This is a genomic window from Microbacterium sp. AC026, assembly GCF_979258475.1.
This window is the reverse complement of record NZ_OZ409857.1, coordinates 3,418,232-3,439,281: the sequence shown is the minus strand read 5'-3', so window position 1 is coordinate 3,439,281 and position 21,050 is coordinate 3,418,232. Positions and strand designations below refer to the sequence as shown.

General features: G+C 69.3%; 18 protein-coding genes and 2 pseudogenes. 12 read left to right on the top strand and 8 right to left on the bottom strand.

All coding sequences use genetic code 11. The annotated features are described in order from the left end of the window. Window positions 1-6 precede the first annotated feature (6 nt). Window positions 7-297, bottom strand: coding sequence for a hypothetical protein (locus ACZZ93_RS17425; protein ID WP_463511651.1), 291 nt, complete (start codon window positions 295-297; stop codon window positions 7-9). Beyond that, a complete protein-coding gene (locus ACZZ93_RS17420; protein WP_463511650.1) occupies window positions 294-1,235 on the bottom strand; it encodes a TRAM domain-containing protein in 942 nt (313 codons plus the stop codon). The genes ACZZ93_RS17425 and ACZZ93_RS17420 overlap by 4 nt, the downstream gene beginning before the upstream one ends. Before the next feature lie 23 nt (window positions 1,236-1,258). Here ACZZ93_RS17420 and ACZZ93_RS17415 point away from each other — a divergent pair, with 23 nt between their 5' ends. After that, window positions 1,259-1,897 (top strand): Maf family protein, encoded by a 639-nt coding sequence (locus tag ACZZ93_RS17415; RefSeq protein WP_053099183.1) that lies wholly within the window; start codon window positions 1,259-1,261, stop codon window positions 1,895-1,897. Window positions 1,898-1,975: 78 nt separating this feature from the next. Continuing rightward, window positions 1,976-3,741, top strand: a pseudogene (locus tag ACZZ93_RS17410) (acetyl/propionyl/methylcrotonyl-CoA carboxylase subunit alpha). A gap of 68 nt (window positions 3,742-3,809) precedes the next feature. Here ACZZ93_RS17410 and ACZZ93_RS17405 read toward each other — a convergent pair. Beyond that, the gene (locus tag ACZZ93_RS17405; protein ID WP_171821928.1) at window positions 3,810-5,264 is read right to left on the bottom strand and encodes an NAD(P)H-quinone dehydrogenase; all 1,455 of its coding nucleotides are present in this window, start codon (window positions 5,262-5,264) and stop codon (window positions 3,810-3,812) included. Between the two features lie 48 nt (window positions 5,265-5,312). Between ACZZ93_RS17405 and ACZZ93_RS17400 the strand changes: the two are divergent. The 3 genes and pseudogenes from ACZZ93_RS17400 to ACZZ93_RS17390 all read left to right on the top strand — a co-directional run bounded on the left by ACZZ93_RS17400 (window position 5,313) and on the right by ACZZ93_RS17390 (window position 8,081). Beyond that, window positions 5,313-6,145: pseudogene (locus ACZZ93_RS17400) on the top strand (purine-nucleoside phosphorylase). Continuing rightward, entirely contained in the window at window positions 6,142-7,812 is a 1,671-nt protein-coding gene (locus ACZZ93_RS17395) for a phospho-sugar mutase (protein ID WP_295101903.1), read from the top strand. Before ACZZ93_RS17400 ends, ACZZ93_RS17395 begins: the two are co-directional and overlap by 4 nt. Before the next feature lie 5 nt (window positions 7,813-7,817). Further along, window positions 7,818-8,081, top strand: coding sequence for an HPr family phosphocarrier protein (locus ACZZ93_RS17390; RefSeq protein WP_072591532.1), 264 nt, complete (start codon window positions 7,818-7,820; stop codon window positions 8,079-8,081). A gap of 8 nt (window positions 8,082-8,089) precedes the next feature. On the opposite strand, the gene ACZZ93_RS17385 is transcribed toward ACZZ93_RS17390, so the two are convergent. After that, a complete protein-coding gene (locus tag ACZZ93_RS17385) occupies window positions 8,090-9,124 on the bottom strand; it encodes a BglG family transcription antiterminator (RefSeq protein ID WP_463511649.1) in 1,035 nt (344 codons plus the stop codon). After that, entirely contained in the window at window positions 9,028-10,011 is a 984-nt protein-coding gene (locus tag ACZZ93_RS17380; protein WP_463511648.1) for a BglG family transcription antiterminator, read from the bottom strand. Before ACZZ93_RS17380 ends, ACZZ93_RS17385 begins: the two co-directional genes overlap by 97 nt. A gap of 164 nt (window positions 10,012-10,175) precedes the next feature. Here ACZZ93_RS17380 and ACZZ93_RS17375 point away from each other — a divergent pair, with 164 nt between their 5' ends. The 7 genes from ACZZ93_RS17375 to ACZZ93_RS17345 all read left to right on the top strand — a co-directional run bounded on the left by ACZZ93_RS17375 (window position 10,176) and on the right by ACZZ93_RS17345 (window position 17,903). Next, window positions 10,176-10,493, top strand: a complete 318-nt coding sequence (locus ACZZ93_RS17375; RefSeq protein ID WP_053096993.1) for a PTS sugar transporter subunit IIB — start codon at window positions 10,176-10,178, stop codon at window positions 10,491-10,493. Next, entirely contained in the window at window positions 10,490-10,771 is a 282-nt protein-coding gene (locus tag ACZZ93_RS17370; protein WP_463511647.1) for an HPr family phosphocarrier protein, read from the top strand. The genes ACZZ93_RS17375 and ACZZ93_RS17370 overlap by 4 nt, the downstream gene beginning before the upstream one ends. After that, window positions 10,768-14,082: a phosphoenolpyruvate--protein phosphotransferase gene (gene ptsP, locus ACZZ93_RS17365; protein ID WP_463511646.1), complete on the top strand. Its 3,315-nt coding sequence runs from the start codon at window positions 10,768-10,770 to the stop codon at window positions 14,080-14,082. Before ACZZ93_RS17370 ends, ptsP begins: the two co-directional genes overlap by 4 nt. Before the next feature lie 67 nt (window positions 14,083-14,149). Continuing rightward, a complete protein-coding gene (locus tag ACZZ93_RS17360) occupies window positions 14,150-14,581 on the top strand; it encodes a PTS sugar transporter subunit IIA (protein WP_056280066.1) in 432 nt (143 codons plus the stop codon). Next, complete coding sequence (locus ACZZ93_RS17355) at window positions 14,581-15,738, top strand: mannitol-1-phosphate 5-dehydrogenase (protein WP_463511645.1); 1,158 nt, start codon at window positions 14,581-14,583, stop codon at window positions 15,736-15,738. The genes ACZZ93_RS17360 and ACZZ93_RS17355 overlap by 1 nt, the downstream gene beginning before the upstream one ends. 85 nt (window positions 15,739-15,823) lie before the next feature. Further along, window positions 15,824-17,143, top strand: a complete 1,320-nt coding sequence (locus ACZZ93_RS17350; RefSeq protein WP_463511644.1) for a flavin-containing monooxygenase — start codon at window positions 15,824-15,826, stop codon at window positions 17,141-17,143. A 10-nt stretch (window positions 17,144-17,153) separates the two neighbouring features. Then, complete coding sequence (locus ACZZ93_RS17345; protein ID WP_082297854.1) at window positions 17,154-17,903, top strand: alpha/beta hydrolase; 750 nt, start codon at window positions 17,154-17,156, stop codon at window positions 17,901-17,903. Window positions 17,904-17,922: 19 nt separating this feature from the next. Here the strand turns inward: ACZZ93_RS17345 and ACZZ93_RS17340 are convergent, their stop codons facing one another. The 3 genes from ACZZ93_RS17340 to ACZZ93_RS17330 are packed head-to-tail and all read right to left on the bottom strand — an operon-like array spanning window position 17,923 to window position 21,031. Beyond that, a complete protein-coding gene (locus tag ACZZ93_RS17340; RefSeq protein WP_463511643.1) occupies window positions 17,923-18,780 on the bottom strand; it encodes a carbohydrate kinase family protein in 858 nt (285 codons plus the stop codon). A gap of 29 nt (window positions 18,781-18,809) precedes the next feature. After that, entirely contained in the window at window positions 18,810-19,874 is a 1,065-nt protein-coding gene (locus ACZZ93_RS17335) for a polysaccharide deacetylase family protein (protein WP_463511642.1), read from the bottom strand. Between the two features lie 41 nt (window positions 19,875-19,915). Then, window positions 19,916-21,031, bottom strand: coding sequence for an adenosine deaminase (locus ACZZ93_RS17330; RefSeq protein ID WP_463511641.1), 1,116 nt, complete (start codon window positions 21,029-21,031; stop codon window positions 19,916-19,918). Window positions 21,032-21,050: the final 19 nt, after the last annotated feature.

Below are 21,050 nucleotides of genomic sequence, written 5' to 3'. Positions count from 1 at the left end.
TCACGATCACCGGGTGAGCAGCGCGACGACCTCGAAGTGATGCGAGTGCGCGAACAGGTCGAAGCCGCGCAGCGTCCCCACGTTCCACCCGTGTTCGCGGAAGGTTCCGAGGTCCCGCGCCAACGCCACAGGGTCGCAGGCGACGTAGGCGATCGCCTCGGGGGCGAGAGAGTTCAGTGCATCGACCACCGCGCGTCCGGCACCGGCACGAGGCGGATCGAGTACGACCGCTCCTGCTCGCGTGTCGGAGGGGAGACCGGCGAGATAGCGGTCGACCCGTGCTGTGACGGCATTCACGGCGAGGGGCGCGAGGTTCTGCTGCGCGTGAGTCGTCGCCCGCCTGCTGGACTCGACGGTGACGATGTCGGTGCCACCGAGGTCTGCGAGCGATGCGGCGAAGAGCCCGACCCCTCCGTAGAGGTCGAAGTGCGTCGCCTCCGGATCGACGTGCCCGTCGAGGATGCCGTAGACGGCGCCGTCGAGCACCGATGCGGCTCGCGGGTGCACCTGCCAGAATCCACCGGCGTCGACCTGGAACCGGCGATCGCCCACCTGCTCGTAGACGACTTCGGGCGCCGGGCGGCGGTGCTGCCCCTGGCCGGTCGCTCGTCGAGGCGATCTCGTCGGATGACCCGCACCTGGCCGTCGCCCGGTTCGACCAGGTCGACGCTGCCCGCCTCGCCGCCCGCGAGACGGAGGGCCGCCTGTGCGACCGCCGGACGCGCGAGCGGGTGGGAGCTGACCGGGATCACCCGGTGGCTGCGAGCGGCGTAGGGACCGACGCGCCCCTGGTCGTCGACGTGCAGGGTCACCCGGGAGCGCCAGCCGGTTCCGTCGGTCGAGTCCACGGCCTCGATCTCGGGAGCCTCGAGACCGGGTCCGGCGAAACGGTCGAGCGCCTCGGTGAGCACCTGACGCTTGAGCACGCGCTGATGCGCGAGATCGATGTGCCCCAGGTCGGCGCCCCCCGGCCGGTTCTCGGGCGCGCGGGAGACGTCGGCCTCCGCCCAGATGTGCGGGCGACGATGCGGCGAGGCGTCCAGGACCTCGACAGTCTCGGCACGCCAGAAGCTCTTGGACTCACCCGTGGAGTCCTCGGTGAGCCGCGCGCGGACCCGCTCACCGGGGATGGCGTCGGAGACGAAGACGACCCGGCCTTCGTGTCGGGCGATGAACGTGCCGCCGTGCGCGATGCCGGTGATGTCCAGATCGAGCAGGACTGGGGAGGAAGTCATCCTTCGAGGATACGGTGGTGAACATGCGCGTCTGCCTGGCCTCCACCTCTCCCGCCCGCCTCATGCTGCTGCGTCAGGCGGGTATCGAGCCTCTGACCCAGTCGCCGGGAGTGGATGAGGATGCGGTCGCCGCCGCTGCCGCGGCCGAACGGGGCGCGGAGCTGACACCGGCGGACCTCGTGCTCCTGCTCGCTCGGGCGAAGGCGGCGGACGTCGCGCAGCGCCTCTCTGCGGACGGCGAGTTCGACGGCATCGTGATCGGCGGAGACTCGATGTTCGAACTCGGCGGGCGCGTGTACGGCAAGCCCTACACGCCCGAGGAGGCGACCAGACGCTGGCAGGAGATGCGCGGGGCCACCGGCATCCTGCACTCGGGGCACTCGGTCTTCCGTGTCTCGCCGGGCACCGACCCGGTCGAGGCCACCGCCACGGCCGAGGCTTCGGTGACCTTCGCCGATGACGTCACGGATGCCGAGATCGCCGCCTACGTCGCCTCGGGTGAGCCCCTGCTCGTCGCCGGTGCGTTCACGGTCGACAGTCTGGGCGGCGCCTTCATCACCCGCGTCGACGGCGACCCGTCGACGGTGGTCGGGATGTCGCTGTCGACCGTGCGCCGCCTCGCCGCCGATCTCGGCGTCACGTGGACCGACCTCTGGTCGTAGAGTCTCGTCGACGTTTCCGCCTCTTTCTTGTGGAGAGTCGTCAAAGCGAACGGGAGCCTTCTCGCTAGGCTGGCAAGCATGCCTGATATCGCCAAGGTGCTCATCGCCAACCGCGGCGAGATCGCCGTCCGCATCATCCGTGCCGCTCGCGACTCGGGGATCGCCTCCGTCGCCGTGTACGCCGACCAGGACCGCGACGCTCTGCACACCCGCCTCGCCGACGAGGCCTATGCCCTCGGCGGCGCCACGAGCGCCGAGACCTACCTGCAGATCGAGAAGATCCTCTCGGTCGCCCGCCGCGCCGGCGCCGACGCCGTGCACCCCGGGTACGGCTTCCTCGCCGAGAACGCCGAATTCGCCCGCGCCGTCATCGGTGCGGGAATGACCTGGATCGGGCCTTCCCCGACGCCATCGAGGCGCTCGGCGACAAGGTCACCGCCCGCCACGTCGCCGAGAAGGTCGGCGCACCGCTCGCTCCCGGAACGCCGGGGCCCGTCTCCGGAGCCGACGAGGTCGTCGCCTTCGCGAAGGAGTTCGGTCTGCCGATCGCGATCAAAGCCGCGTACGGCGGCGGAGGTCGCGGCCTGAAGGTCGCCCGCGAGCTCGACGAGGTCGCGGAGCTCTTCGAATCCGCCACGCGCGAGGCGGTCACCGCCTTCGGCCGCGGCGAGTGCTTCGTCGAGAAGTACCTCGACAAGCCGCGGCACGTCGAGACCCAGTGCCTGGCGGATGCCGAGGGCAACGTCGTCGTCATCTCGACGCGCGACTGCTCGCTGCAGCGCCGCCACCAGAAGCTCGTCGAGGAGGCACCCGCGCCGTTCCTCACGGACGAGCAGAACGACCTGCTCTATTCCGCGTCGAAGGCCATCCTCAAGGAGGTCGGCTACGTGGGCGCAGGCACCTGCGAGTTCCTGATCGGCGCCGACGGCACCGTCTCGTTCCTCGAGGTCAACACCCGTCTGCAGGTCGAGCACCCCGTCTCCGAGGAGGTCACCGGCATCGACCTGGTGCGCGAGCAGTTCCGCATCGCCGCCGGCGGCACGATCGACTACGACGACCCGAAGCCGACCGGACACTCGATCGAGTTCCGCATCAACGGCGAGGACCCCGGTCGAGGGTTCCTCCCGCAGCCGGGTCCGATCCACGTCTTCAAGACCTTCGGCGGACCCGGCATCCGCCTCGACTCCGGCGTCACCGCGGGCGACTCGGTCTCGGGCGCCTTCGACTCGCTTCTCGCGAAGATCATCGTCACCGGCAAGGACCGCGCCGAGGCCCTGGAGCGCTCGCGCCGCGCCCTCGAGGAGTTCGAGGTCGCAGGTCTGCCCACCGTGCTCCCGTTCCACCGGAAGGTCGTGAACGACCCCGCGTTCACCGCCGAGAACGGCGAGTTCGGCATCTTCACCCGCTGGATCGAGACCGAGTTCGAGAACGACATCCCCGCCTGGGACGGCGAGCTCGAGTCGCCCTCCGCCGGCGAGAACCGGCACACCGTCGTGGTCGAGGTCGGCGGCAAGCGCCTCGAGGTCAGCCTTCCCGATCGCGTCGCGGTGGCGGCCGGCACCGCAGGACGACCGGCCGCAGTTCCGCCGTCCCGCCGCAGCCACGCGACCTCGGTCAGCGCCGGCGCATCGGGAGACGCCGTCAAGTCGCCGATGCAGGCGACCGTCGTCAAGGTCGCCGTCGAAGAGGGGCAGCAGGTCGTCAAGGGCGATCTGGTCGTCGTCCTCGAGGCGATGAAGATGGAGCAGCCGCTGCAGGCTCACAAGGACGGCACGATCGGCAACATCGGCGCCGTCGCCGGTGCGACGGTCTCGGCCGGACACCAGCTGCTCACGATCAGCTGACCGCCCTCGCACACGAGAAAGGCGCCCCGCTGCTGCGGGGCGCCTTTCTCGTCTGATCCGCGGCGGATCTAGGAGATGTTCGCGTTGACGAGGTGCATCGCCCTGCTCGCGTCGGTGATGCTGCTCGACAGCGACGGGTATGCCGCGAAGACGCGAGAGACCTGGTCGACCGTCAGACGACGCTCCACGGCGACCGCGATCGGGTAGATCAGCTCGGAGGCCTTGGGCGCGACGATCACGCCGCCGATCACGGTGCCGGATCCCTTGCGTGCGATCAGCTTCACGAAACCGTCCTTGATGCCCATCATCTTGGCCCGAGGGTTCGCGGCGAGGGGCAGCTTGTAGACGAGGCCGTCCGCGACGCCGTCTTCGACGTCCTTCTCGGAATAGCCGACCGTGGCGATCTCGGGCGCCGTGAAGATGTTGGAGGTGATCTTGATCAGCTCCAGGGGGATCACGATGTCGCCCAGCGCGTGGAACACGGCCGTGCGGCCCTGCATCGACGCGACGGAGGCGAGTGGGAAGAAGTTCGTGCAGTCGCCGACGGCGTAGACGTTGGGCACAGAGGTGCGCGCGACGCGGTTCACCCGCACGTGCCCGGTCTCGTCGAGCTCGACTCCCGCATCTTCGAGACCGATGCCAGCGGTGTTCGGGATCGAGCCGACCGCCATGAGGCAGTGGCTCCCCTCGACCGTGCGGCCGTCGGAGAGCGTCGCGCGCACGCCGTCCTCGGTGACCTCGACCTTCTCGGCGCGGGCCTTGGAGAGCACCGTCATCCCGCCGCGCTTGAAGACCTTCTCGAGAACGTGCGCGGCATCCTGGTCCTCACCCGGCAGCACCTGCTCGCGGCTGGAGATCAGCGTGACCTTGGCGCCGAGGTTCATGTAGGCGGACGCGAACTCGGCGCCCGTCACACCGGAGCCGACCACGATCAGGTGCTCGGGAAGCGCCTTCATGTCGTAGAGCTGCGTCCACGTGAGGATCCGCTTGCCGTCGGGCTTGGCCGAATCCAGCTCGCGCGGCGACGCGCCCACCGCCACGATGATCGTGTCGGCCTCGACGCGGTCGAAGTCGGTGCCCTTCTGCCCGGTCGAGACCACGATCGCCGTCGGTCCCTCCAGACGGCCGTGGCCGGACAGGATGCGCACGCCGGCCTCGAGCAGCGTCGTGCGCATGTCCTCGGACTGCTGGCCCGCGAGCGCGATCAGACGTTTGTTCACCGCGGCGAGGTTGATGGCGATCTCGGGCTTGAGCGGCTTGCCGTGCTCGCCCTTGGCGTAGAACTGCACTCCGAGGTCGGAGGCCTCCGAGATCGCGACCGCGGCATCCGCCGTGGCGATCAGGCTCTTCGAGGGAACGACATCGGTGAGCACTGCCGCTCCGCCCACGCCCACACGCTCGACCAGGGTCACCTCGGCTCCGAGCTGAGCGGCCGCGAGGGCCGCCTCATAACCGCCGGGACCGCCGCCGAGGACGGCGACGCGCTGTGTGCGCTCAAAAGGGGTGGAAGACATGATCTCCATTCTTCCGCAATCCTGGCCCCGGAGCCTGCACCTTCCTAGAGTGGATCCATGTCTGAAACACACAGCAACCCCCTCGACGACCCGAATGCGAACCCGTTCGAGGTCGCAGCCGACGCAGCCGCCGACATCGCGCGCCTGACCGGAGTCGAGAAGCACGACATCGCCCTGACCCTCGGCAGCGGGTGGGGCAAGGCCGCCGACATCATCGGCGAGACCACGGCGACCATCCCCGCCACCGAGGTCACCGGCTTCTCGAAGCCCGCTCTCGAGGGCCACGTGGGCACCCTGCGCAGCATCCGCACTCCCGATGGCAAGAACGTCCTCGTCATCGGTGCTCGCACCCACTACTACGAGGGCCACGGCGTGCGCCGTGTCGTGCACTCGGTGCGCACCGCCGCGGCCACGGGCGCCAAGATCATGGTGCTGACGAACGGCGCCGGCGGAGTGCGCGAGACCTGGACCCCCGGCCAGCCCGTGCTGATCAGCGACCACATCAACCTCACGGCCGACTCCCTCTCGAGGGCGCGACGTTCATCGACCTGACCGACCTCTATTCGACACGTCTGCGCGACATCGCCCGGAGCGTCGACCCCACTCTCGACGAGGGCGTGTACACGCAGTTCCGCGGCCCGCACTACGAGACGCCGGCCGAGGTGCAGATGGCCAAGCACATCGGCGGACACATCGTGGGAATGTCGACAGCGCTCGAGGCGATCGCCGCTCGCGAGGCCGGTATGGAGATCCTCGGGTTCTCGCTCATCACCAACCTCGCCGCCGGCATCCAGAAGACGCCGCTCAGCCACGCTGAGGTCATCGAGGCCGGTCGAGAGGCCGAACCGGTCATCTCGGCGCTGCTGGCCCGAGTGGTCGAGGCGCTGTGAACGACGAGCGTCTCGCGCAGGCGCGCGCGTGGATGAGACAGGACCCCGATCACGAGACCCGCGACGAGCTGGCCGTGGTCATCACGCGGGCAGCCGATGGCGACGAGTCGGCCGCCGCCGACCTCGATGATCGCTTCAGCACCCGACTCGCGTTCGGCACCGCCGGTCTCCGCGGAGCCCTGGGGGCCGGCAGCAACCGCATGAACCGCGTGCTCGTCGCGCAGGCGGCCGCCGGGTTCGCCTCGTACCTGCGCGAGAAGTCGCACGGCCGCACGCCGACCGTGGTGATCGGCTATGACGGACGCCGCAACTCCCGCGTGTTCGCGACCGACTCCGCCGAGCTGTTCGCCGGAGCAGGGCTGCGCGCGATCCTGCTGCCGAGACTGCTGCCCACGCCCGTGCTCGCGTTCGCGGTGCGTCACCTGGGCGCGGATGCCGGTGTCATGGTGACCGCGTCGCACAACCCGCCGAACGACAACGGATACAAGGTCTATCTGGGCGGCGCGGATCAGGGCTCGCAGATCGTCGCACCCGCCGATGCCGAGATCGCCGCGCACATCCAGCGGGTCGCCGATGCGGACGACGTCACGTCGTTGCCTCGCTCCACCGACTATGAGACGGCCGGCGAAGCCGTGGTCGACGCGTACGTCGCCGCGACAGCGGCGGTCGCTCCCGCACCAGCGGGCGCGTCCGATCTGCGCTGGGTCTACACCGCTATGCACGGGGTCGGCTGGGAGACGCTGTCGAAGATCGTCGCGGCCGCCGGATACCCTCAGCCGATGGTCGTCGGAGAGCAGCTCGAACCCGACGCGACGTTCCGCACCGTGTCATTCCCCAACCCGGAGGAGCCGGGGGCGATGGACCTGTCCTTCGCCCGGGCCCGCCGCGTGCAGGCGGACTTCATCATCGCCAATGATCCGGATGCCGACCGACTCGCCGTGGCGATCCCGGACGCGTCGTCGGAGGGCGGATGGCGGCGACTCACCGGCAACGAGGTCGGGCTCCTCCTGGGCGCTCGCGCCGCCAGGGCCGCCGAGGGCACGCCGGGTGCATCGCTCGCGTGCTCCCTGGTCTCATCGCCCGGCCTCGGCGCCGTCGCCGCCCATCACGGGCTCGACTTCCACGAGACGCTCACGGGCTTCAAATGGATCTCCCGCGCCCCCGGCATCGTCTTCGGCTTCGAGGAGGCACTCGGCTACCTCGTGAATCCCGAGACCGTGCGCGACAAGGACGGCATCTCGGCGACCGTGGCGATCCTCGGACTCGCCGCCGAGGCGCACGAGCGCGGACGCTCTCTCGCCGACCTGCTGTCCGAGCTCGGTGACACGTACGGCCACTTCGCCAGCGGTCAGGTGTCGGTCCGCGTGCAGGACCTCTCGGTCATCGGCACCGTGATGCTCTCGCTGCGCACGCTGCCGCCGACGCACTTCGGCAGCCACTCGATCGCCTCCGTGGAGGATCTGCTGCACGCCGACGCAGGGCAGCCCTCGGGCGACGTGCTGCGGTATCGACTCACGGACGGCTCGCGCATCATCGTCCGTCCGAGCGGCACCGAGCCGAAGCTCAAGGTCTACATCGACGCGGCCGCGGACTCCGCAGAGCGCGCCACCGCGACCGTCGCCGAGCTCGAGGCCGCGGTGCGCCTGCTCCTGGAAGAACGCTCGTAGGCCGCATGCCGAGAAGACATGTCGTGATCAGCGCGCACAACGGGGTGCACGCGCGCCCCGTCGCCGAGCTCGTGCGGCTCGTGCAGGCGCATTCGCACGCGGTGACCCTGCGGACGTCGTCGGGCGCGGTCGTGGACCTCAGCAGCGTTCTCGCGCTGATGGACCTCGCGCTCGCGCCCGGCGATGCCGTGGTGCTCGAGACGGCGGACTCGGCCGGCGCCGACGCCGTGCTCGACACCCTCGCCGGCGTCCTCGACCCTCGGGGCTGACCCGGCGGTCACCCGTCGATGACGGCGACGAGCTCGTCGAGGAACGCCTCGAAGGTGGTGCCCCTGCGGAGGATTCGCTGCACGCTCTCCCGTTCGCTGAACACCTCGACGAGCTGCTCGAACACCGTCTGGAACGCGGCGCGGTCGCTCTCGCTGAAGGCGGCGAGAGCGACCACCTGCACGCGGCCCTCACCCCACGCTGCCGACCCGTCCGTCACGCCGATCGCGATCGCGGTGCGCGTGGCGGTCATCTGGAGCGCGTGCGGCACCGCGAGCGCGTCTGTGAACGCCGTCGACGACATCCGTTCGCGGAGGATGGTGTTCTCGACGTAGTCGTCGCCGATCAGCCCCGCATCCACGAGGAGACCGCCCAGTCGCCGGATGATCGCCTCCTCCCCCGCATCGGGCAGCGGATAGACGAAGGCGTCGGCATCGAAGTATCGTGCGAGCTCGCCACGGAGCCTGGTGAGGCGTCGGCCCCGCCGGACGCGTGCCGCGGCCTGCTGGATCCGGTCGACATCGGCATCCGTGAGGAACGGCTGGATGCGGACGAAGCGATCGCCGGCAGCGCCCGGCTCGATCGTGCTGAGCACCAGGTCGGTGTCGAACGACGCCCAGTCCGGGTCGACCTTGGTGATGACGCTGGTCACCTCGATCGCGGACCCGAGCGAGCGGTCGACGCTCGATCGGAGCAGCTCGTGCAGCTCGTAATACCCCGGGCACACGATGGTCGCGGTGAGGATCGACTCGGCCTTGCGGCTGCGCTCGAGTCGTCCGCCGACGTGCATCGCGATGTAGGCGATCTCGTCGTCGTGGATCGGCGTGCCGAGGCGATCGTGCAGTCCGCTGGCGATCGAGACCGCCACCTCGAAGATCATCGGATACGAGGTCTTGAGCGAGCGGGTGAGCGGATTGCGGGTCAGCGCGCTCTCCTCGGCGCGACGCATCAGGTTCTGCACGTGCAGGGCGAGGCGCAGCACGAAGGTCTCGTCGACCAGGTCGACTTGGAAATCCTCCGCCGCCCTCGCGATCTCCGCCCGCACGGCCGCCTCGACACCCGGGTCCACGCCGCTGCGGGCGACATCGCGCGCAGCGTCCTCCCCGGAGCCACGATGCGCGTGAGGACGAGGGACGCGAGATGCCCGCTGTCCCCGTCGCCCAGCGCGACCGAGAAGTGCTGCTGGGCGAGCCGGGCGATCACAGCCCCGACCCGCGGGATCTCCTCCCGCGCACCGGCAGGACCGGCTTCGAGCGCGTGGCCGGCCGCAACCCTCTCGGCGGCGATCGCGATGTGCAGAAGGACATCGGAGATCGCGAGCTCGTTGACGTAGTAGCCCTGTTCTCCGAGTTCGCGCACGAGCTCGGACTTGAAAGGCCCGACGGCGTCGGCGGCGATGACTCCTCCGGCGAGCGCTCGGCGGAACGTCTCGGGGTGGAACGACGCGGCATCCATCTCGTCATGTGCGAGTCGCGACAGCAGACGACGCTGTGCCGCCTCGTTGCCTCGCAGTCGCACGATCTCGCGGTCTCTCTCGAGTGCGAGATCGGTGCCGTCGAGCAGTGTGCGGACGCGGGCGAGGTCCGCCTCGAGAGTGGCTTCGCTCACATGGAGCGCACTGGCCGTGACGAAGACGTCGACACCTTCCGGCACATCGAGCAGGGTGCGGACGAGACCGTGCAGTCGGTCACGCGGGGCGGAGTCGCCGGTCTGACGCGTGCGCAGTGCGTCGCGAGCCCCCGACCCGGCGCGGTATCCCGCCGGGCCCGACTCGACGGCATCCGCTCCACCGGTTCTCGCGTTCAGCGCGGCGACGTACGAGCGGATGCTGCGCGGGGTGACCCCGAGCTGATCGGCGAGACTGGCGGCCGTCACCCACTCGCCCTGACGGAGCAGGGACGACAGGAGCTGATCCTGACGCTGTCGCGACATGATGCTCCCTCCTCCGTGCCGACCGCACTGTCCTGACGTGACTTCCATGATGTCAGCAAGCGGGGAGCGGTGCTCCGAAACCGAGGTTCCGCAGGGGCGGAAAGGAACCTGTTGGCGAGCACACCCCCTTGTTCCCAGACTGTTCTCAGGAAAGGTGAGCATCGATGAAGATCCTCGTGGTGTGCGGCGCTGGCGCGTCGAGCACGTTCGTCGCGCAACGACTCCGCCGGGCGGCTTCCGAAGCCGGCCTCGACTGGGACGCCGCAGCCGGCATGGAGCAGTCCGTCGCCGGCAGCGACCACGACCTCATCCTCATCGGCCCTCATCTCGCCGATCGCCTCGAGGCGATCCGCCAGGCGGCGCCCGCTCAGGTGGCCGTGCTCCCCGACGACGTCTTCGCCGATCGGGACGGCACCCGCACGCTGGCACTCGCACAGTCGATCGTCTCCAGCGCCAGGAACACCCCGAAAGGAACATCATGACCGTCTCTCGCACCGTCCGCATCGGCTCATCCCATGGACTCCACGCCCGTCCGGCGAAGCTGTTCGCACAGGCGGCGAAGGACTCGGGGATTCCCGTGACCATCGCGAAGGACTCGGGGAAGCCGGTCAACGCGGCCAGCATCCTCGGCGTGATCGCACTGGCGATCGAGCACGGCGACTACGTCACGCTGACGGCCGACGGCGACAGCGCGGAAGGCGTGCTCGACACGCTCACCGAGCTGCTCACGACCGACCATGATCAGGACGCCGGAGTATGAGCGAACTGCGTGGAGTCGGCATCGGTCTCGGAGTCGCCCAGGGCGTCGTCGTCCGGATGACCGAGGCGCTGCCCGCCCCGGAGAACACCCCCAGCGGTCAGGGAGCCGACACGGAGCGCACACGTGTCCGCGAGGCCGTGACGGCCGTCGCACAGGAGCTGACGGCCCGCGGCGAGGCCGCCGGCGGCTCGGCCCAGGAGGTGCTCGAGGCGCAGGCGATGATCGCCGAGGACCCGACGCTGCAGGATGAGGTCGACGCACGCATCGACGACGGCGCGACGGCCGAATGGGCCGTGCATGACGCGTTCGCCGGTTTCCGGGCGACGCTCGAGGCGGTCGGGGGCTACCTCGGCGAGCGCGCCGCCGATCTCGACGACATCGCGCAGCGGGTGCTCGCCCGGCTTCGCGGCGTGGATGCGCCAGGGGTCCCCGACCCCGGGCATCCGTTCGTCCTCGTCGCTCGTGACCTCGCCCCGGCCGACACCGCGCTGCTGAACCTCGATCAGGTGCTCGCCCTCGTCACCTTCGACGGCGGACCCACCTCGCACACCGCGATCCTCGCCCGCGAGAAGGGCATCGTCGCGATCGTCGGAGCGGCATCAGCCTCGGAGCTCGCGACCGGCAGCCCGGTCATCGTCGACGCCGCAGCCGGAATCGTCACCGTCGATCCGACCGACGACGAGAAGGCGCGCGCCGAGCAGCGCGCCGCCGCCCGCCGCTCGGCGGATGCCGCACCACTCACTCCCGGCGCCCTCGCCGACGGCACGCCGATCCCGCTGCTGGCGAACCTGGGGAAGCCTGCAGACGCATCCGATGCCGTCGAACGCGGGGCCGAGGGCGTCGGGCTGTTCCGCACCGAGTTCCTGTTCCTCTCGTCGGCGCAGGCGCCGACGGTGCAGCAGCAGCGAGAGTCCTATCGGGAGCTGCTCGCGGCCTTCCCCGGCAAGAAGGTCGTCGTGAGGATGCTGGATGCCGGCGCCGACAAGCCGCTGGCGTTCCTCAACGACGCGCACGAGGAGAACCCGGCCCTGGGCCTGCGGGGGCTGCGTGCTCTGCGGGCGAGCGAGGACATCCTGCGCGAGCAGCTGACGGCCCTCGCCGAAGCGGATGCCACGACCGCGGCGGACCTCTGGGTCATGGCGCCGATGGTGGCGACCGTCGAGGAGACGCAGTACTTCACCTCGCTCGCCCGGGAGTACGGCCTGAAGACCGCCGGTGTCATGGTCGAGATCCCGTCCAGTGCGCTGCTCGCCGACCGGATCCTCGCGCACGCCGACTTCGCCTCGATCGGCACGAACGACCTCACGCAGTACACGATGGCCGCCGACCGTCTGCTCGGCTCCGTCGCGGCGTTCCAGGATCCGTGGCACCCCGCCGTGCTCCGTCTCATCCGTGAGGTCGGCACGGCAGGTGCCCGGCTCGGCAAGCCGGTCGGGATCTGCGGTGAGGCCGCCGCCGATCCGATGCTCGCCGTCGTGCTCGTCGGGCTCGGCGCAACGAGCCTCTCCATGGCGCCGTCCGCCCTGGCGGACGTGCGTCACACCCTGTCGCAGCACACTCTCGACGAAGCCCGCAACTTCGCCGAACTCGCACTGGCGGCGGACGACGCCGCCGGTGCTCGCCTCGCCGTGGCTGACGCCGCGGCACCCTCCCCCTCACCAGAAAGAGACGACATCATGACGACGACGTCACCCGCCGCCACGAAGGCAGGCGGCCTCCGAACGGGCGTGCAGCGCTTCGGCACGTTCCTCTCGGGCATGATCATGCCCAACATCGCCGCGTTCATCGCGTGGGGATTCATCACGATGCTCTTCATCCCGGCCGGATTCTTCGGGTCCGAGAGCCCGTTCGGCTGGCACTGGGCCGGTGTCGCCGAGACCATCGGCGGCGGCGGCGATTCCGCAGTGGTCGGCTGGCAGGGCGCCATGACCGCGGTGGCCGAAGGCGCCGACGGCAACATCTTCGCGTACGTTGGCCTCGTCGGACCGATGGTCACGTACCTGCTGCCGCTCCTCATCGCCAACACCGCGGGCCGCATGGTCTACGGCGAGCGCGGTGGAGTCGTCGCGACGATCGCGACGATGGGTGTCATCGTCGGCACCAACATCCCGATGTTCCTCGGAGCGATGATCATGGGGCCGCTCGCGGCCTGGATCACCAAGCAGATGGACCGGATGTGGGACGGCAAGATCCGCCCCGGCTTCGAGATGCTGGTGAACAACTTCTCGGCCGGCATCCTGGGCATGATCCTCGCGATCGTGGGATTCTTCGCCTTCGGTCCCGTGATGCTCGGCATCAGCGCGGTTCTCGGCGGTGCCGTCGACTGGCTGGTCGCGCTGAACCTGCTGCCCCTCGTGTCGATCATCGTGGAGCCCGCGAAGGTGCTGTTCCTGAACAACGCCATCAACCACGGCGTGTTCACTCCGCTCGGCATCGAGCAGGCGGCCGAGACCGGCAAGTCGATCCTCTTCCTGATCGAGGCGAACCCCGGTCCGGGCCTCGGTCTGCTGCTCGCGTTCTCGTTCTTCGGCGTCGGCGCGGCCAAGGCGTCTGCGCCCGGAGCGGCGATCATCCAGTTCTTCGGCGGCATCCACGAGATCTACTTCCCGTACGCGCTGAGCAAGCCGACCACCATCCTCGCCCTGATCGCGGGTGGCGCGGCCGGTGTCACGACCAACATGGTGCTCGGAGGCGGCCTGGCGTTCCCGGCAGCCCCCGGCAGCATCATCGCCGTGACCGCGGCCGCCGTCGGCCCCGGCGTCCCGAACCTGCTCGTGGTCTACCTCTCGGTGATCATCGCCGCGGTCGTCACGTTCCTCATCACCGGCGTCATCCTGCGCGCCTCCCGCAAGCGCGACCTCGAGGCCGAGGGCGACAGCTTCGGCGACGCGATCGCACAGACCGAGGCGAACAAGGGCAAGTCGTCCGCCGCGATGGACGCCCTTCGCGCCTCGTCGGGTACGGGAGCTGCCGGAGCAGCCGCTGCGGCTGGCACGGGCGTCGCCACGGACCGTCGCATCGAGAACATCGTGTTCGCCTGCGACGCCGGAATGGGATCGTCGGCCATGGGCGCGAGCGTGCTGCGCAACAAGTTCAAGAAGGCGGGGGTCGAGGGCGTCACCGTCACGAACCAGGCCATCGCGAACCTCGACGGCAGCGCCGACCTGGTCATCACCCAGCAGCAGCTGACCGACCGGGCGAAGGCGCAGTCGCCGAACTCGGTGCACGTGTCCGTCGACAACTTCATGAACTCTCCGAAGTACGAAGAGGTCGTCGAGATGGTGCGCGAACAGCGCGACACCGACGCGTGACAGACCAGGCGGGGCGGGTGCTGCGGCATCCGCCCCGCCTCCACATACTCAGAAAGAAGGAATCACCATGAGCGTTCTCACCCTCGATCAGGTCCGCATCCACTCCGGAAGCAGCACGCAGGAGGAAGCCCTCCAGGAGGCGACCGACATCCTCGTCGCGGCAGGCGCCGTCACCCCCGCCTATGTCGACGCGATGCGTCAGCGCGAGCAGACGGTCTCGACCTACATGGGCAACGGTCTGGCGATTCCGCACGGCACGAACGACGCCAAGGATGCGATCCTCGGATCCGCGCTGTCTGTCGTCCGCTACGACGGCGGAGTCGACTGGGACGGGGAGGCCGCGACGTTCGTCGTCGGCATCGCCGGCCGTGGCGACGAGCACCTCGAGATCCTCTCGCAGATCGCGATCCTTTTCTCCGATGAGGACGACGTCGCGAAGCTCAACGCGGCGCAGACGCCCGACGAGCTGTACGCCCTGCTCTCGGCGGTGAACGACTGATGAAGGCCGTGCACTTCGGCGCGGGCAACATCGGCCGCGGATTCGTGGGGCTGCTCCTGCACGAGGGCGGATACGAGGTCGTGTTCTCCGATGTCGCCGACGCTCTCGTCGACGCCATCAACGCCGTCGATTCGTACACGGTGCACGAGGCCGGACCCGGCGGCACCGACCACGTGGTGACCGGCTTCCGGGCGGTCAACAGCAGGACCGATCCGGATGCCGTGGCCGACGAGGTCGCGACCGCCGATGTGGTCACGACGGCGGTCGGACCGACCGTGCTGCGCTTCGTCGCCCCCACGATCGTCGCGGGCCTCGCCCTGCGCCCTGCCGGAGCCGCTCCCCTGCAGGTCATGGCCTGCGAGAACGCGATCGGGGCGACGGACACCCTCCGGGCGGAGATCGAGAAGGCGGCGGGCGCGGATGCCGAGGAGCTGCTGGCGCGTGCGGTGTTCGCGAACACCGCCGTCGACCGCATCGTCCCCGGTCAGCCCGCAGACGGCGGCGTCGACGTCACGGTCGAGCCGTACTTCGAGTGGGCGATCGAATCCCAGGCCTTCGGCGGCGCGCTGCCGAACATTCCCGGCGCTCATTTCGTCGACGATCTCGCCCCGTACATCGAGCGCAAGCTCTTCACGGTGAACACCGGCCACGCCGCCACGGCGTACTTCGGCGCACGGGCCGGCATCGAGCGCATCTCCGACGCCCTGGCCGACCCCGACATCGCCGCACGCGTCTCGGCCGCTCTCGAGGAGACGTCCGCGGTGCTGGTCGCCGAACACGGGCTCGACCCGGCCGAACTGGCCGCGTACCGAGCGACGATCCTCGAGCGGTTCCGCAATCCGGCGCTCGTCGACACCGTGCAGCGGGTCGGCCGTCAGCCGTTGCGCAAGATCTCCCGACACGAGCGCTTCATCGGACCGGCGGCGATGGCTGCAGAGAGAGGGCTCTCCACGATCGCGCTGGTCGGCGCGGTCACCGCAGCCCTCGAGTTCGAGGATCCCGATGACGAGCAGGCGGTCGAGCTGCAGCAGCTCCTGCGCACGGAGGATGCGCTGGCGTTCACCTCGTCCGCAACGGGGCTCGACCCCGAGCATCCGCTGTTCCCGGCGGTCCGCGACGCAGTCGTCTCCCGTCAGACAGCACTGAACGCCTCCTGACGACGTCGCACGCCGTGTTCTGCGCCCTCTGCCGATACGATCGGCGGAGGGCGCAGTGGCGAGCACAGCGAGGTGCGGGAGCAGCATGAACAGATACGCCGTCATCGGTGCAGGTCCGTCGGGCCTCGCCGCCGCTCGGGCGCTGACGAAGCGCGGTATCGGGATCGACGGGTACGAGGCCTCGACCAGCGTGGGCGGTCTGTGGGACATCGACAACCCCCGCAGCACGATGTACGAGTCCGCGCATCTGATCTCCTCGCGCACGACGACCGAGTTCGCCGAGTACCCCATGCGTTCGACCGTCGACTACCCCGGCCATCGGACGCTGCGACAGTACTTCGAGGACTATGCCGAGCACTTCGGTCTCACCGGGCTCTTCCGGTTCGAGACGACCGTCACGCGGCTCGAGCCGCGGGACGACGGCTGGGATCTGACGAGCTCGGGGCCCGACGGCGACGAGACCCGGTGGTACGCCGGCGTCGTGCTCGCGAACGGCACGCTCGCCGAACCGAACGTGCCGACCTTCGCCGGAGAATTCAGCGGCGAGATCATGCACGCGAGCGAGTACAGGTCGGCCGCACAGCTCACCGGCCGGCGTGTGCTGCTGATCGGAGCGGGGAACTCGGGGTGCGACATCGCGGTGGATGCCGTGCACCACGCCTCCTCGGTCGACATGAGCGTCCGCCGCGGCTATTACTTCGTCCCGCGCTATCTGTTCGGCAGGCCGAGCGACACCCTGAATCAGGGCCGTCCCCTGCCCGCGCGCGTCAAGCAGGCGGTCGACAGCCGGGTGCTCCGGGCGTTCACCGGCGACCCTGCGCGCTTCGGCTTCCCGAAGCCCGACTACCGCATCTACGAGGCTCATCCGATCGTCAACACGATGATCCTCAATCACCTGGGGCAGGGGGACCTGCGTATCCGCCCCGATGTGGAGCGCCTCGACGGCACGACCGTGCGCTTCCGGGACGGGACATCCGACGACTACGATCTGCTCCTGCTCGCGACCGGATACCGGCTCGACTACCCGTTCGTCGACCCACAGCACCTGCACTGGAGCGGCGCGGCACCACGGCTGTTCCTCCACGTCTTCCCCGCATCGTTCAACGGTCTCTTCGTGATGGGCATGATCGAGGCATCCGGCATCGGCTGGCAGGGGCGGTACGAGCAGGCGGAGCTGCTGGCCGCATACCTGGACGCGGCGGAGAACGATCCGCCTCGGGCGGTGCGATTCCGCGATCGGGTGACCTCCGAGCCGTGGCCCGATCTGACCGGCGGCTACCGATACCTGCGCCTCGACCGCATGGCCTACTACGTGAACAAGGACGCATATCGGGGTGCGGTGCGACGCGAGCGGTCGGCGCTCGAGCGGCCGCACCCCGAGCTCGCTCACATCCGCACCCCGTAACGTGGGGCGAGTGCAGAAGAAGCGTGGTCGTCGTGTCCTGAAAGTGATCCTCTGGGGAGTCGTCGGCGTCCTCGTGATCGGCATCGTCGGAATACTCGCCTGGAGCCAGATCGGCGTCATGTCGGCCGAGAAGGATCCGCTCGCCAGCGTCGAGGACAACTCCGCCATCCATGTCGAGGATACAGAGCAGGGGATCGTGCTCACCCCGGCCGACGGCGAATCAGACCTCGGCCTGGTGTTCGTGCCCGGTGCGAAGGTCGATCCGTGGGCGTACGCACCGATCCTGCAGAGCCTCGCCGAAGAGGGCGTCACGGTGGTGATCACCCGCCCGTGGCTGAACCTCGCGTTCTTCGATCTGCGCGGTCTCGACTCCTTCACCTCTGCGGCCCCCGACATCGATGACTGGGCGGTCGGCGGACACTCGCTGGGCGGCGTGCGCGCGTGCCAGCTCGCCGCGGATGCCGAGGCACTCGTGCTGTTCGGCTCCTACTGTGCGACGGACGTGTCGGACACCGATCTCGCCGTTCTCAGCATCTCGGGCAGCGAGGACGGACTGTCGACGCCCGAGAAGATCGCCGATGCTCGTGACCTCCTGCCGGCCGACGCCGAGATGGTCGAGATCGAGGGAGCGTCGCACGCGTCGTTCGGCGACTACGGGCCCCAGGCCGGTGACGGCGAGCCGACGATCTCGAGCGACGAGATGCACGCACAGGTCTCTGAGATCCTCGATGCCTTCATGGCGGACGTCGCCGCGCGCTGAGCAGCGTCGACTGCTCCGCTCAGCCGATGACGGGGTCGAGCAGCGGATGCAGGTGCCGTGTGCCCAGCACGGATGCCGCCGCGCGTGAGCCCGCAGCGAGGGCGTCCGGAACGCAGGCCCCCGAGAGCCGGGCATCGAGGACGCCAGCCAGGAACGCGTCGCCCGCGCCATTGGTGTCGACGACATCGACCGGCACGGCTGCGACACGGTGTTCGGTGCCGTCTGCGTCGATCGCGACCGCCCCGTCGGCGCCCAGGGTGCACACGGCGAGCGAGGCGCCGCCAGCGACGCATGACCGGAGGAAGCGCACCGGATCGGCCAGACGGTCGGCGTTGCAGAACACGGCCTGCGCTGCAGCGAGGAAGGGCCGGTGGAACTCGGATTCGCCGTCGTAGTCGTGCACGTCGACCCAGATCGGGCGCCCGGTCGCGACGGCCGCGGGGAGGAGTCGCAGCGGCTCGGCCGCGAGGTCGAGCACGATCACCTCAGCGTCGCTCATCGCGGTGTGCAGAGCTGAGTCATCTCTCCCGTCCGTCGCCGAGGGGGACGCGAGATACAGCGAGACTCGCTTGCCCTCGCGGGTCATGAGGTTCAGATGGCGCTCGGTGGCGTCGCCCGTTCCCCACCGCGCACGCACACCGGCATGTGCGAGCGCATCGCGCACGCGGTGTCCCGGTTCATCCGCCGCGGTGAGGGCGTACAGCAGAGCGGAGCGCCCGAGCGAGGCGAGCGTGAGGGCCTTCCCCGCGCTCGTGCCGCCGACGGTCTCCCAGGTCTCCTCGGCGAACTGCATGTGCGGCACCGGCTCAGGCAATCGATCGAGCACGACGATCGAGTTCCACGATGCCGGTCCGGCTATGAAGACGGTGGCGGTCATGAGTACATCCTGCCGTCCGAGACCCCGGTTCAGCCGATCCGCTGGATGAGCGAGTCCAACCCCATGCCGTAGTCGATCCGCACGACGGGCAGGGCGAGCTTGTCCGTGCCGATCTCGACATACCCGGGCTCGATGGTCCGCGCCATCTCGAACCCGGCCTGAGCGACGCCCTGCTTCGACGTGTCGTCGAAGTGACCGAACGGATACGCGATCACCTCGCGCACCCCGAGCACGTCGGCGGATGCGTTCAGATCGGCGGCGATCTCGTCCGCCGTCCAGTTCACCATCCGGCCCTTGCCGTTGTCGCCGGCCTGATGCATGTCGTGCGTGTGAGATCTGCGAAGGACGTACATCGACGGCGCGGGGTCCTGGCGGTCGGCGGTGATCATGAACGACGTCGACAGTAGCCTGTGCGCATCGATCACCGGAACCGCGAGGTCGAACCAACTCTGGTCGGCGTCGTCGTCGGTGATGATCACCGAACGAGCAGGCAGCGACAGTCGACCGTCGATGAACGCGCTGAGCTCATCCCAGGTCGGCAGGTAGAAGCCCGTCGTCTCGATGTGGTTCATCTGCGCCTCGAAGTCGCCGATGTACGCGTAGTTGCCGCGGAGCCAGCCGGTCTCGCCCTCGGGGTTCGAGGTGAACTGGTGGTACATCAGGATCGGGACCTGCACGTCCGCCGCGGCATTCGCCTCGGGCGTCGTCCACGCCGCGAAGAGCTCGATCTGCTGATCGACGCACACGACGGGGTCGGCTCCGTTGATCCGCGCGGCGACCGTGCCCCCGGCGGCATGGGCTGCGGTCGAGTACCAGCCGGCGAACACACGACCGTCCTGCGCCGGTATCGGAAGGGCCGCGTACAGTGCATCCTGCCGCTGGAGCATCGGATCCTGCGGCGCACCGTCGCCGATGAAGCTCACCGCGCACGCGAGCGGGTCGCCGGCATCCGCGACGAGCTGCTGCGCGGGTGTCAGCGGACGCTCGATGGCGTCGCCGCCCGCTCGCGGCACGAGCACCTCGGGCACTCGGGTCGACCATGAGAAGGCCGCGACCGCACCGCCGACGACGATGACGGTGGCGCTGACGATCACTGCGACGCCGATACGGCGTCGCTTCCCCCGGAAGCCATGATCTAGATGTCGAATCCGTCGGCGATCATCTCGACAAGCTCCTCGCGCTCCTCGACGGGCAGAAAGGCTCCGGCCGCCGCGTTGAACTGGAAGGTCTCGAGATCGTCGAGATCGTACTCGAACGCCTCGATCAGGAGCGACAGCTCCCGGGTGAGCGAGGTCGCACTCATGGTGCGGTTGTCGACGTTGACCGTCACGGCGAAGCCGAGCTGGTAGAGCAGGTCGAAGGGATGGTCGGCGAGCGTGTTGCCCCACGACGCGATCGCGCCGGTCTGCAGATTCGACGACGGGGACAGCTCGAGCGGGATCTCTCGGTCTCGCACCCAGCGGGCGAGGTCGCCGAACTGGACCTGCACCTCGTCGCCCTCCTGCGTGATGACCTGCAGGTCCTCGGCGATGCGCACGCCGTGGCCGAGTCGCAGCGCTCGCCCGTCGATGAGCGCCGAGCGGATCGAGTCCGGCCCGGCAGCCTCCCCCGCGTGGACGGTCACGGGGAAGAAGTTCTCCGCGAGGTAGTCGAAGGCGGCGCGATGGTTCGACGCCGGGAATCCGTCCTCGGGACCGGCGATGTCGAAGCCGACGACCCCTCGTCCGCGGAAGCCGACGGCGAGCTCGGCGATCTCGCGCGAGCGGTCTGTGTGGCGCATGGCGGTGATCAGCTGACCGACGCGGATGCTGTGGCCGTCGCGATCCGCGGCGTCCTCACCCTCCTCGATCCCCTGCTGCACAGCCTCGACGGTCTGCTCGAGGGTGAGCCCACGCGTGAGATGCTGCTCGGGCGCCCAGCGCACCTCGCCGTAGATCACGCCGTCGTGCGCGAGATCCTGCACGAACTCGCGAGCGACACGGGTCAGGCCCTCCTGCGTCTGCATCACAGCCGTGGTCAGATCGAAGGTCTTGAGGTACTCCACCAGCGACCCCGAGTCGCCCTGCTTCGCGATCCACCTGCCGAGAGCGGCCGGCTTCGATTCGGGAACCTCGAGCCCGATCACATCCGCCAGCTCGATGATCGTCGAGGGTCGCACCGCGCCGTCGAGATGGTCGTGCAGCGACACCTTGGGAAGGCTGCGCAGGGATGCCCCCTGGATGGTGACATCGCCGTTCGCGTCGATCGACATGGGGATTCCTCTCGGTCGC

Excerpts from the sequence above, each read along its gene's own strand:
- ACZZ93_RS17420 (WP_463511650.1), bottom strand. The coding sequence starts at position 1,235 with ATGACTTCCTCCCCAGTCCTGCTCGATCTGGACATCACCGGCATCGCG.
- ACZZ93_RS17415 (WP_053099183.1), top strand. The coding sequence starts at position 1,259 with ATGCGCGTCTGCCTGGCCTCCACCTCTCCCGCCCGCCTCATGCTGCTG.
- ACZZ93_RS17405 (WP_171821928.1), bottom strand. The coding sequence starts at position 5,264 with ATGGAGATCATGTCTTCCACCCCTTTTGAGCGCACACAGCGCGTCGCC.
- ACZZ93_RS17390 (WP_072591532.1), top strand. The coding sequence starts at position 7,818 with ATGCCGAGAAGACATGTCGTGATCAGCGCGCACAACGGGGTGCACGCG.
- ACZZ93_RS17380 (WP_463511648.1), bottom strand. The coding sequence starts at position 10,011 with ATGTCGCGACAGCGTCAGGATCAGCTCCTGTCGTCCCTGCTCCGTCAG.
- ACZZ93_RS17375 (WP_053096993.1), top strand. The coding sequence starts at position 10,176 with ATGAAGATCCTCGTGGTGTGCGGCGCTGGCGCGTCGAGCACGTTCGTC.
- ACZZ93_RS17370 (WP_463511647.1), top strand. The coding sequence starts at position 10,490 with ATGACCGTCTCTCGCACCGTCCGCATCGGCTCATCCCATGGACTCCAC.
- ptsP (WP_463511646.1), top strand. The coding sequence starts at position 10,768 with ATGAGCGAACTGCGTGGAGTCGGCATCGGTCTCGGAGTCGCCCAGGGC.
- ACZZ93_RS17360 (WP_056280066.1), top strand. The coding sequence starts at position 14,150 with ATGAGCGTTCTCACCCTCGATCAGGTCCGCATCCACTCCGGAAGCAGC.
- ACZZ93_RS17355 (WP_463511645.1), top strand. The coding sequence starts at position 14,581 with ATGAAGGCCGTGCACTTCGGCGCGGGCAACATCGGCCGCGGATTCGTG.
- ACZZ93_RS17350 (WP_463511644.1), top strand. The coding sequence starts at position 15,824 with ATGAACAGATACGCCGTCATCGGTGCAGGTCCGTCGGGCCTCGCCGCC.
- ACZZ93_RS17340 (WP_463511643.1), bottom strand. The coding sequence starts at position 18,780 with ATGACCGCCACCGTCTTCATAGCCGGACCGGCATCGTGGAACTCGATC.
- ACZZ93_RS17330 (WP_463511641.1), bottom strand. The coding sequence starts at position 21,031 with ATGTCGATCGACGCGAACGGCGATGTCACCATCCAGGGGGCATCCCTG.